The organism is Candidatus Poribacteria bacterium (assembly GCA_021162805.1).
GTDB lineage: Bacteria > Poribacteria > WGA-4E > B28-G17 > B28-G17 > JAGGXZ01.
The window spans coordinates 1-10,601 of record JAGGXZ010000219.1; the positions used below are offsets into that span (position 1 = coordinate 1).

Sequence of the window (10,601 nt, forward strand, 5' to 3'; positions counted from 1 at the left end):
AAAGGCCTAGATGGTGTAAGTGATTCAAAGGAAATTCGCGCTCTAATCTATCGCGAATTTGCTCAAAAACCCTTATGCTGCCTAGATTTTCCTCATCTCACGCCCCATGAACTTTTGAGAAGTCCTGCACTTTACGTGATACGCTTGACATGATTATGAATGATCTAGTATAATCACCTGTAAACCCGGACTGATTATGATCGCCAAAGGCGTGGAAGGGGAGGAGTAGGTCTGAGAGGCCACAGAGAGGGGGATTCAGAGGCTGAGAGGTCCCCCGGTTCGATCTCAGGCCGAAGGTCGCCCCGGAGCCCCTGGTTCGAAACCGCCTAAGCGGGGGTAGGGCCAGGCGGGTGATGCCCGTTATAGCATCTGAGAGCGCCCGGATTGTCATCCGGGAACTGAAGTGGTACCGCGGAAAGGATGGCCCTTTTCGTCTTCAGGATGGAAAGGGCTTTTTTAATTCCCTAAGGTCAAAGGAGACAGAAAATGCGCAGCGATCAGGTGAAAAAGGGTTATGAGAGGACCCCGAATAGGGCGTTGCTATATGCGACCGGGATGAGTAAAAGGCAGATGGATATGCCCTTTATAGGGATAGCCAGTTCCTTCACCGATCTGGTGCCCGGCCACATAACGATGAGGGACCTGGAGAGGTTCATCGAGAGGGGGATCCACTCCGCTGGCGGCACATCCTTTATCTTCGGCGTGCCGGCCATCTGTGACGGGGTCGCCATGGGACATGGAGGGATGAAATATTCCCTGCCATCGAGAGAGCTTATAGCTGATGAGATCGAGTCCATAGCCAACGCCCACGCGCTGGATGGATTGGTGTTGCTTACCAACTGCGATAAGATCACCCCCGGGATGCTCATGGCGGCAGCTAGGCTCGATATACCGGCCATAGTCGTCACAGCAGGACCGATGCTCTCCGGAATGTATAAAGGCAAACGGCGCTCCCTCGTCCGGGATACCTTCGAGGCGGTCGGCAGATATAACGCGGGGTTGATCGATGAGAGAGAGCTCGAGGAACTTGAGATGAGCGCATGTCCGGGTGCGGGGTCGTGTCAGGGGGTTTACACGGCGAACACGATGGCATGCGTCACGGAGGCCATTGGGATGTCGCTCATGGGATGCGCCACCGCCCTTGCCGTGGACGCCAAGAAACGACGAATAGCATTCGAAAGCGGCTACAGAATCGTTGAGCTCGTCAGGGAAAACCTCACTCCGAGAAAGATCATGACCAGGGAGGCCATTGAAAACGGGATAAGAATGGATATGGCATTAGGAGGATCGACCAACGCCGTGTTGCACATCACCGCCATCGCACATGAGGCCGGGGTGGATCTGGACCTGAATACCTTCGATAGGCTCAGCCGCGAGACACCGCATATCGCCAATCTCCGGCCCGGCGGAGAGCATTTCATGGAGGATCTCGAATATGCCGGCGGCATACCGGCGGTAATGCATGTGCTTAAAGATCTGCTCAACGATACCCCGACCGTGACGGGATTGACGACCAAACAGATCGCCGAGCAGGCGGAGGTGATCGATCCGGAGGTGATCCATCCGATAGATAATCCATATCACAGTGAAGGGGGCATAGCGGTTCTGTGGGGATCTCTGGCGCCGGATGGAGCGGTGGTTAAACAGACCGCCGTAAGCGAATCGGCTATGGTTTTCAAGGGCAAAGCCAGGGTTTTCGACTCAGAAGAGGAGGCGATGGCGGCGATTCTCGGCGACCAGATCAGAGAAGGAGATGTGGTCGTCATTAGATATGAAGGCCCTAAAGGCGGTCCCGGGATGCGAGAGATGCTCTCTCCGACATCCGCCATCGTGGGTAAAGGGCTAAGCAACTCCGTCGCCCTGATAACTGACGGTAGGTTTTCGGGCGGAACCAGAGGACCTTGCATCGGCCACATATCGCCTGAAGCCGCCGAAGGAGGACCGATAGCTCTGGTGAAGGAGGGAGACCCGATCCTGATAGATATACCGAACAGGAAGCTGGATCTGCTCGTCCCGCCGGAGGAGATCGAGAGGCGAAGAAGAGAATGGTCCCCGCCGGAGCCGAAGGTCAAGACCGGATACCTCGCTCGCTATGCCAAGCTGGTCACATCGGCGAACACCGGGGCTGTGTTTTCCAAATGACGTTCATACTTCCTACGGGTGTAGCGTTTAGGTTGGTCATCTGCCGTCCATAGTTCAACGGTCATTTGTGGTCATCAGGTCATTCGGCTTCGCCGTCATCTTAAATGACTACAAATGACCGACCATTAATGACAATAAATGACTAAGAGAGTGGGAGTGTAGAGCATGAAGATGAGAGGAGCTAAAATCCTGATAGAATCGCTTAAGCGAGAGGGGGTTGAATATCTATTCGGCATTCCGGGAGGGGCGGTGATCCACATATTTGATGATCTCTACGATGAGCCTAATATCAAATTTATCCACACCCGGCACGAGCAGGGGGCGGCCCATGCCGCCGACGGATATGCCAGGGCGACCGGCAAGGTCGGCGTGGCGATCGCCACCTCAGGGCCGGGGGCGACGAATCTGGTCACAGGGATCGCCACAGCGTATATGGATTCAATCCCCATCGTCGCTATAACCGGTCAGGTGCCGACATCCCTGATAGGCAACGACGCCTTTCAGGAGGCCGATATCATCGGCATAACCCGCCCCATATGCAAGCACAGCTATCTCGTTCGTTCGCCCGAAGAGGTGGCCCGGACGGTCAAAGAGGCTTTTTACATAGCCGAAACGGGTCGTCCCGGTCCGGTGGTCATAGATTTCCCCAAGGACGCTCAGATCAACGAGGCCGAATTCGAGTATCCGGATAAGGTAGATCTGAGGGGGTATAAGCCGAAATATGAGGGCCATCCCAGGCAGATTGCCAGGGCGATCGAGATGATAAAGAACTCCAAAAGACCGGTGATTCTGGCCGGAGGAGGGGTAATCGCTTCGGAGGCTTCTCAGGAGCTGAGACAGTTCGCCATAAAAGCGGGTATCCCCGTGACCACCACCCTGATGGGGCTGGGGGCCTTTCCCGAGACACACCCGCTTTCCCTGAAGATGCTCGGCATGCATGGGACAAGATACGCCAACTACGCCGTCAGCAACTGCGATCTTTTAATATGCATCGGGGCGAGATTCGACGATAGAGTTACCGGAAAGCTGGATAAGTTCGCTCCTGAGGCTAAGGTAATCCATGTGGATATCGATCCCGCTTCGATAAGCAAAACGGTCGATGCACACGTGCCGATAGTGGGTGACGCGAAACTCATCCTCAAGGAGATGATCAGACGGATTGAGCCGCTGGATATCCAACCCTGGATCAAACAGATCGAGGAGTGGAAGCGCAGATATCCCCTGACATATGAACGGAGTTCAGATGTCATAAAACCTCAGTTCGTCATCGAACAGATCTACGAGGCGACCAAGGGGGAGGCGATCATAGCTACGGGCGTCGGTCAACATCAGATGTGGGCGGCTCTGTTCTATCAGCACACTAAGCCCCGTCACTTCCTCTCATCCGGCGGATTGGGAACGATGGGTTACGGCTTTCCCGCCGCCATAGGCGCCCAGGTCGGGTGCCCAGATAAGATGGTCTTCGCCATCACAGGTGACGGCAGCTTCCAGATGAACATGCAGGAGCTGAGCACGGTCGTGACGTACAACCTGCCGGTCAAGGTGGCTATAATCAACAACAGCTATCTCGGCATGGTCAGACAATGGCAGGAGCTGTTCTTCAACAGGAGGTATTCGGGCGTTTACTTCAAGCATAACCCCGATTTCGCCAGGGTCGCCGAGGTTTTCGGCGCAACGGGGATAAGGGTGACGAAACCGGAGGAGGTCAGACCCGCTATAGATAAGGCCATTGACACGCAGGGGCCTGTGGTGATAGACTTCATCGTAGCATCTGAGGAGAATGTCTTCCCGATGGTCCCGGCGGGCGCTCCTCTACAGGAGATGATCGGAGGGTTGGCGTGATGGCCAAGGATATGCAAAAACATACGATCTCAGTTTTGGTCGAGAACCGATTCGGGGTGTTGGCCCGCGTGGCAGGTCTGTTCAGCGGGAGGGGATATAACATTGACAGCCTGACGGTCGCCGAAACCGAATCTCCGGACGTCTCGCGGATGACCATAGCGGTTAGGGGAGACGAGAAGATACTTGAACAGATAACCAAACAGCTCAACAAGCTAATCGATGTGATCAAGGTCTCGGACATCACCGCTGAAGATCATGTGGAGAGGGAGCTGGCGCTGATCAAGGTCTCGGCTAACAGAGGGACCCGCGTGGAGATCATCCAGATAGTCAACATCTTCAGATGCCATATCGTGGATGTCTCTCCCGAGGCCCTCGTTATCGAGGCGACCGGCGATGAGGAGAAGATAGAGGCCATAATAAACCTGCTGAAACCATATGGCATAAGGGAGCTCGTCAGGACAGGCAAAGCGGCGATAACGAGAGGATAAAGCATGGTTATTTATAGTCATTAGGTCATTCGGCTGCGCCGTCGACCACAAATGACTATAAATGACAACAAATGACTAAATAATATGAGGTGTGATATGGCAAGGATTTACTATGATAAGGATGCGAATCTCGATCTGCTTAAGGACAAAGTCATAGCCATCATCGGCTATGGCAGTCAGGGCCATGCTCAGGCGCAGAACCTGCGCGATAGCGGCCTGAACGTCATCGTCAGCGAGCTCGAGGGAACGCCGAACTACGATCTCGCCAAACAACACGGTTTCGAGCCCGTCTCCGCTGCCGAGGCGGCCGAGAAAGGGGATTTGATCCAGATGCTCGTGCCCGATTACGTACAGCCCGATCTTTATAGAAGCGCCATTGCGCCGCATATGAAGTCCGGCAAGATCCTCGGTTTCTCACATGGGTTTAACATCCATTTCAACCAGATCACCCCGCCCAAAGAGGTGGACGTGATAATGGTTGCGCCCAAGGGTCCGGGACACCTCCTGCGAAGCGAGTTCGAGCGCGGAGCCGGTGTGCCGTGTCTGATCGCCGTCCAGCAGGATGCCTCCGGCAAAGCGAAGGAGATAGCTTTAGCCTATGCTAAGGGTATAGGCGGAACCAAGGCGGGCGTGATCGAGACGACATTCAAGGAGGAAACCGAGACGGACCTCTTCGGCGAACAGGTGGTTTTATGTGGGGGCGTGACCGAGTTGGTCAAATCGGCCTTCGATATCTTGGTGGAGGCAGGGTATCAGCCGGAGATCGCATACTTCGAGTGCATGCATGAGCTCAAGCTGATCGTGGATCTGTTCTATCAGGGAGGAATCAGCTACATGCGATACTCCGTCAGCGACACCGCCGAATACGGAGACCTGACCAGAGGGCCAAGGGTGATCAACGACTCCGTCCGAGCCGAGATGAGAAAGATCCTCCAGGAGATACAGAGCGGAGAGTTCGCCAGGGAATGGATACTGGAGAACAGGGCGGGGAGGCCCGTCTTCAACGCCCTAAGGGGTAAAACGAAGGAATACCTCATCGAAAAGGTTGGAAAGAAACTGCGCCGGATGATGCCCTGGATCGAAGCGAAAGAAATCGAAGATTAAAGGATTAAAGGGGTAAAGGATTAAGATCAAACTCCTTTACCCCTCCGATGTCCTATTCTCCCTCGATGAGCTCCCCGCCTTTTTTCAGGTAGGCGATAGCGTTTCGTGAGACCTCGACCTTCACGTCCTCTGCTACCCTCAGAACGACGATATCATCGGTCAAACCGACTATCGTGCCGTGCAGCCCGCCAACGGTGACAACCTGATCGCCTTTGGAGAGATTCTGAAGCATGTTCTGATGTTTTTTCTCCTTGATCCTCTGAGGTCTGATTATCAACAGATAGAAGATCAAGAAGATCAATATCAAAGGCATCAAACTTGAGATAAACCCCATATCTACCTCCTAGTCATCTACTCCGGTCTTAACTTATACAATGAGCGGGTGTATAAAGTCAACACCTTTATCCGAAACATCAACCTTGATTTTGGTCGCCACAACCTTTATCATATCGCGTACACGGAGGAGGGAAATATGAGCCTATTTTATCTGATCTTCAGGGAGATAGCTCATAGGAAGTTTAACTTCCTCTTCAGCCTCTTGGCCGTCCTGACGGCGGTGGCCCTGTTCATATTCTTCCATACAACCGGAAGAGCTGCCAGAGAAGAAGCAAGGGTGGTGTTGAAGAACATGGGGTTTAACCTGAGGATAATCCCGAAGGACACCGATATGGATAAATTCTGGGCTGAGGGGTTCTCCGAACACACTATGCCCGAGGATTACGTCTACCGCTTCGCCAAACAGAAGGGGCTCTATTACAACCATCTGATGGCGACCCTGCAGAGAAAGACGACGTGGCGAGGTAAAAGCGTTATACTGACCGGAATCCTGCCCGAGGTCTCTCCCCCCGGAAAGAAGAAAAAACCCATGAGCTTCTCCGTCAAACCCGGAACGGTCTACATCGGTTATGAGATCGCACGGAGCCTGGGGATTAAGGAGGGGGATGTGATAGATCTTCTCGGCGAACGCTTCACGGTGGCTAAAGCGCTCTCCCAGACCGGCAGTATGGATGATATCCGTATCTACGGGCATCTTCACGATATTCAAAGGATATTGGGCCTGAAGGGGAGGATAAACGAGATAAAGGCTCTGGAGTGTGTCTGTTACATACAGTCGCCTGAGGAATTCCGGAGAACCCTGCACAGGCAACTCGCTCAGCTCCTTCCTGATGCGAAGGTAATAGAGCTCCAGGCCATCGCCCTGGCGCGGCGAAATCAGAGATGGATGATAGAGAGGTATTTCTCCACCGTTATGCCGTTTGTAATCGTCGTCTGTGCTGTGTGGATCGGCGCTCTGGCGATGATGAACGTCAGGGATAGGAGATACGAGATAGGCATCATGCGGGCCCTGGGATATGGCTCGGGCAAAATCGCCCTGCTGTTTCTGGGCAAGGCGATCGTGATAGGTCTGATCGGCGCCGCTTTAGGATTCCTGGTCGGCACACTGCTCTCTCTAACACTGGGACCCGACATATTCAAGGTGACGGCCAGGATGATAAAGCCGATATACGGTCTTCTGGGTTGGTCACTCATCGCCGCTCCGGCCTTCGCCGCACTCTCCAGCTTCATACCGGCGATGGTGGCCGTGACACAAGACCCCGCCCTCACGCTGAGGGAAGGGTGAGGAGGTGCGATATGACGTGGTTTAGCTTCCTATGTCTCGCATATGCCGCTCAGCCCGTTAGCGCGTCGAAGCTTGTGTTAGCTTTCTATTACCCATGGTACGGCAACCCACAGATGAGCGGTAGATGGGTTCATTGGTCGGGCGTGGATCAGGAGAAAAAGGAGATAGCGAGCTCCACTCACTATCCCACCCTTGGACCCTATGACAGCCATGATCCCAAACTGTGCGATCAACACGCCAAATGGGCCGAGGAGAACAGCGTGGACGGTTTCATCGTGAGCTGGTGGGGTAAAGGGGATTTCAGCGACGAGGCGATGAAACCGATCCTTCGAGCCGCCGAACGATACGGAAGGCTGGTGACGATCTACTATGAGACCGTCCCGGAAAATAAGGTCGATCGGGCGGTGGATGATCTTTTATACGTGTTGGAGGAATATGGGGATCAATCCGCATGGCTTAAGGTGGAGGGGAAACCCGTCATCTTCATCTACGGCCGGGCGATCGGACAGATCGGCCTTGAGGGATGGAGGGAGGTCATAGAGAAGCTGAGGGAGAGATATGGTGGTGGATTTCTTCTCATCGGAGACCGTATCTCCACCGAGGCGGCTGCCATCTTTCAGGGCGTCCACACCTACAACCCATGCGTAGCCATGCGGGACAAAACGGTGGACCAGGTGCGTCGATGGGCCAGGGATACCTACTCCGGGTGGGTCAAGGTCGCGCGGGATGGCGGCGTGATAAGCTGTATCACCATCATCCCGGGCTATGACGACACGAAGATCAGAAAACCCGGCATAAAGGTCGATAGGTTCGACGGCGAGCTCTATAGGGTTCAATGGGAGGAGGCGATGGAGGCGCGGCCTGACTGGGTACTCATAACCAGTTGGAACGAGTGGCATGAGGGAAGCGAGATAGAGCCGTCGAAGGAGTACGGAGATCTTTATCTGAAGCTCACCCGCCGTTTCGCCGGGGAATTCAAGGGGAGGTAAGGGGTTAGAATGATATCCTGCGAAAGCCTCATCAAGATATATCGAACCGGCGGAAATCGGGTGAAGGCTCTGGACGGCGTCGATCTCCGGATCGAGGAGGGCGAGTTCGTGGTGGTGAGAGGTCCCAGCGGCAGCGGTAAAACCACTTTGTTGATGATCATCGGCGGTATGCTCCGACCGACCGAGGGACGGGTGGTCGTGAACGGCAGGGATCTCTACTCGATGGGCGAGAGGGAGAGGGCTAAATTCAGGGCCGAGAACATCGGGTTCGTCTTTCAGATGTTCCACCTGGTTCCCTATCTGAACGTCATCGAGAACGTCCTGTTGGCGGCAGGAGCCGGAGGGGGGAAAAGGGATAGAGATCGGGCGAGGGAGCTTCTGGGCAGATTGGGCCTTGCCGACAGGGAGCGCCACAAGCCCTCTCAGCTCAGCGCGGGCGAGAGACAACGCGTGGCCATAGCAAGGGCGATGTTCAACCGTCCCAAGCTTATCCTCGCCGACGAACCTACCGGTAACCTCGATCCGGAGAACGCCGAGGAGGTCTTCGGATATCTGGATGAGTTCCACAAGGAGGGCTGCACCGTTTTGGTGGTCACACATGGCAGGGAGGCGGAGAGGTATGCGGATCGAATCCTCCTCCTTCAAGAGGGCCGCCTAACTTCAACGTAGACTTCATCCTGTCCTCTAATAGTTCTTAGAGTTAAAACCGGACTGCTCAAGCTTTATATCGGAGATTACCAACGGAAGCTTAAACCGAACTTTCCTGGGGGAACCATTCGATTTAAAACCGAAGTTATCCTATATATCGGAACCCATGGGACAGAACTTTAGAGGAAAATCATCTTGAGGGGATCAGGATCTCCTAGGGTGTGCTCTCCTCTCTAAATAGCAAGGAATTAAAGCCCGCATTTCTCCATTTCTTCTTTTAGATCCTCTATGGTGAGGTGAATATATCTTTGGGTAGTCATTAGTGATTTATGCCCTAATATCTTTTGAACAGCTCTTATGTTCATCCCTCTTTTCAACATTCTCGTCGCGGCCGTATGTCTCAGCGTATGGGGTGTTACCTTCTTTCTGATCCCCGCTTTCATGGAAAGCCTTTTAACCACCCTGTTTATTGTCCTTGTGCTCCATGGGAAGAGAAACTCGTTTGACCTTCGGGATTTCATCACCAGTTGGAGATACCTCACAGCGCCTTTTGGTATAGGTATAACCCTGTCCTTTCTACCCTTACCCAATCTTATAGTCATGATACCCTCCTTCAGATCCACCTCCTGTGCTCTAAGACCTGCTACCTCAGAGACCCTCAATCCGCTTCTCGACATCAGCATGATCATAGCAGGATATCTGGGGTCCTCCATCTCCTCGGCTGTTTTTTCAAGCTTCTCCACCTCGCTCTCGCTTAGAAAGGTAGGAAGTTTTTCCTCCCTGCCCCAGGACCACTCCATGGAAAGGATGTCCATCCTTCTACGCCATCTTGCCCATGCCCTTACAGAAGCCAATTTCCTCTGGAGGGAAGAGAGTTTCAATCCGTTCTGAGATAACAACTGGAGCCATTTCTCTAAGTCCTCGGGTTTAGCCTCAGGATACTTCGAGAAAAAATCACGGAGGTCATATGTGTACTCATGGATAGTTCTAGGCGACAATCCTCTCGATCTGAGATACTCCTCAAAGGCCTTAACTTCCGCCTTAGGATTATCCAACACTACCGATCCCTCCCGTATTCTATTTTCCGCTCCCCTAATGGAGGATAACGAATCGATCTACGGTTGAGATTACGATTTACCATCGTTGCTCTCCGATCCCTTTGTTGAAGAAATTGTTTTAATAAAGGTTTCTAATTATCTAAAGTTTAATCCCAAAGTCCACGGCAAAATCCCTGCCGCCTAAGAACTATTAGAGGACAAAATCGAAAATAAACGGAGAAGACGATGAATGTGATTTAAAATCTTAATTTTTCCGCTTGAGCTTATCCCCGGAGGTAACCCGATATGGAAAACGCAACTCATATTGATAATCTTAATGATATAGCGGCACTTTTGATACAATTAGATCCTGGTGAGCCTTTCGAGCTACGCCAGGTGAAGGAAGCTGTGGATGAGTTTTCAAGAAACCTCTCATCACCCGAGCTGCGGGATCTGTTTCTCCAAGTATCCCATAAGCTTGACGAAATGATACAGAATCAGACATCTGATCCCTCGAGTTTAATGAGGGAGATAGGCGAGTTGGTGGAAAAAGCTATGGATCTGAGTAGCGGGAACGATTCTTCTAATCAGATGAGCATTCCCGAGGATTCGGATCCGGAGTTGATATCAGCGTTCATAACGGAGACACAAGATCTGATATCCGAAGCCGAATCAGCACTTCTATCACTGGAAGCTAACCCCGATGATATGGACGCCGTCAACACCGTCT

Annotated in this window: 10 protein-coding genes and 1 other annotated feature; of the genes, 8 read left to right on the forward strand and 2 right to left on the reverse strand. The window is 52.9% G+C overall.

What is annotated here, in order from left to right; genetic code table 11:
• Positions 1 to 203 precede the first annotated feature (203 nt).
• Positions 204 to 441, forward strand: a binding site (T-box leader).
• A 45-nt stretch (positions 442 to 486) separates the two neighbouring features.
• From ilvD to ilvC, 4 genes are all read left to right on the forward strand, one after another.
• Complete coding sequence (gene ilvD / locus J7M22_17930; protein ID MCD6508484.1) at positions 487 to 2,142, forward strand: dihydroxy-acid dehydratase; 1,656 nt, start codon at positions 487 to 489, stop codon at positions 2,140 to 2,142.
• Positions 2,143 to 2,307: 165 nt separating this feature from the next.
• Positions 2,308 to 3,984, forward strand: coding sequence for a biosynthetic-type acetolactate synthase large subunit (ilvB, locus tag J7M22_17935; protein ID MCD6508485.1), 1,677 nt, complete (start codon positions 2,308 to 2,310; stop codon positions 3,982 to 3,984).
• 11 nt (positions 3,985 to 3,995) lie between these two features.
• On the forward strand, positions 3,996 to 4,472 hold the full coding sequence (gene ilvN / locus J7M22_17940; protein MCD6508486.1) for an acetolactate synthase small subunit: 477 nt from the start codon (positions 3,996 to 3,998) through the stop codon (positions 4,470 to 4,472).
• Between the two features lie 96 nt (positions 4,473 to 4,568).
• The gene (gene ilvC / locus J7M22_17945; GenBank protein ID MCD6508487.1) at positions 4,569 to 5,576 is read left to right on the forward strand and encodes a ketol-acid reductoisomerase; all 1,008 of its coding nucleotides are present in this window, start codon (positions 4,569 to 4,571) and stop codon (positions 5,574 to 5,576) included.
• A gap of 52 nt (positions 5,577 to 5,628) precedes the next feature.
• Here ilvC and yajC read toward each other — a convergent pair whose 3' ends face one another.
• Complete coding sequence (yajC, locus tag J7M22_17950; GenBank protein ID MCD6508488.1) at positions 5,629 to 5,910, reverse strand: preprotein translocase subunit YajC; 282 nt, start codon at positions 5,908 to 5,910, stop codon at positions 5,629 to 5,631.
• Positions 5,911 to 6,048: 138 nt separating this feature from the next.
• On the opposite strand from yajC, the gene J7M22_17955 reads away from it, so the two are divergent.
• From J7M22_17955 to J7M22_17965, 3 genes are read left to right on the forward strand one after another with little or no spacing between them, the layout of a single operon-like run.
• Positions 6,049 to 7,197: an ABC transporter permease gene (locus J7M22_17955; GenBank protein MCD6508489.1), complete on the forward strand. Its 1,149-nt coding sequence runs from the start codon at positions 6,049 to 6,051 to the stop codon at positions 7,195 to 7,197.
• Between the two features lie 11 nt (positions 7,198 to 7,208).
• Entirely contained in the window at positions 7,209 to 8,186 is a 978-nt protein-coding gene (locus J7M22_17960; GenBank protein ID MCD6508490.1) for a glycoside hydrolase family 99-like domain-containing protein, read from the forward strand.
• 9 nt (positions 8,187 to 8,195) lie between these two features.
• Complete coding sequence (locus J7M22_17965; protein MCD6508491.1) at positions 8,196 to 8,855, forward strand: ABC transporter ATP-binding protein; 660 nt, start codon at positions 8,196 to 8,198, stop codon at positions 8,853 to 8,855.
• Positions 8,856 to 9,082: 227 nt separating this feature from the next.
• On the opposite strand, the gene J7M22_17970 is transcribed toward J7M22_17965, so the two are convergent.
• Positions 9,083 to 9,889, reverse strand: a complete 807-nt coding sequence (locus tag J7M22_17970; GenBank protein MCD6508492.1) for a tyrosine-type recombinase/integrase — start codon at positions 9,887 to 9,889, stop codon at positions 9,083 to 9,085.
• 288 nt (positions 9,890 to 10,177) lie between these two features.
• Here J7M22_17970 and J7M22_17975 point away from each other — a divergent pair.
• Positions 10,178 to 10,601, forward strand: a 424-nt coding sequence (locus J7M22_17975; GenBank protein ID MCD6508493.1) for a hypothetical protein, incomplete at its 3' end; no start/stop codon positions are given.

Bases quoted from the DNA above. Each gene is read 5' to 3' on its own strand.
- J7M22_17955 (MCD6508489.1), top strand. From the start codon at position 6,049: ATGAGCCTATTTTATCTGATCTTCAGGGAGATAGCTCATAGGAAGTTT.
- ilvB (MCD6508485.1), top strand. From the start codon at position 2,308: ATGAAGATGAGAGGAGCTAAAATCCTGATAGAATCGCTTAAGCGAGAG.
- ilvN (MCD6508486.1), top strand. From the start codon at position 3,996: ATGCAAAAACATACGATCTCAGTTTTGGTCGAGAACCGATTCGGGGTG.
- ilvD (MCD6508484.1), top strand. From the start codon at position 487: ATGCGCAGCGATCAGGTGAAAAAGGGTTATGAGAGGACCCCGAATAGG.
- J7M22_17965 (MCD6508491.1), top strand. From the start codon at position 8,196: ATGATATCCTGCGAAAGCCTCATCAAGATATATCGAACCGGCGGAAAT.
- J7M22_17960 (MCD6508490.1), top strand. From the start codon at position 7,209: ATGACGTGGTTTAGCTTCCTATGTCTCGCATATGCCGCTCAGCCCGTT.
- ilvC (MCD6508487.1), top strand. From the start codon at position 4,569: ATGGCAAGGATTTACTATGATAAGGATGCGAATCTCGATCTGCTTAAG.
- yajC (MCD6508488.1), bottom strand. From the start codon at position 5,910: ATGGGGTTTATCTCAAGTTTGATGCCTTTGATATTGATCTTCTTGATC.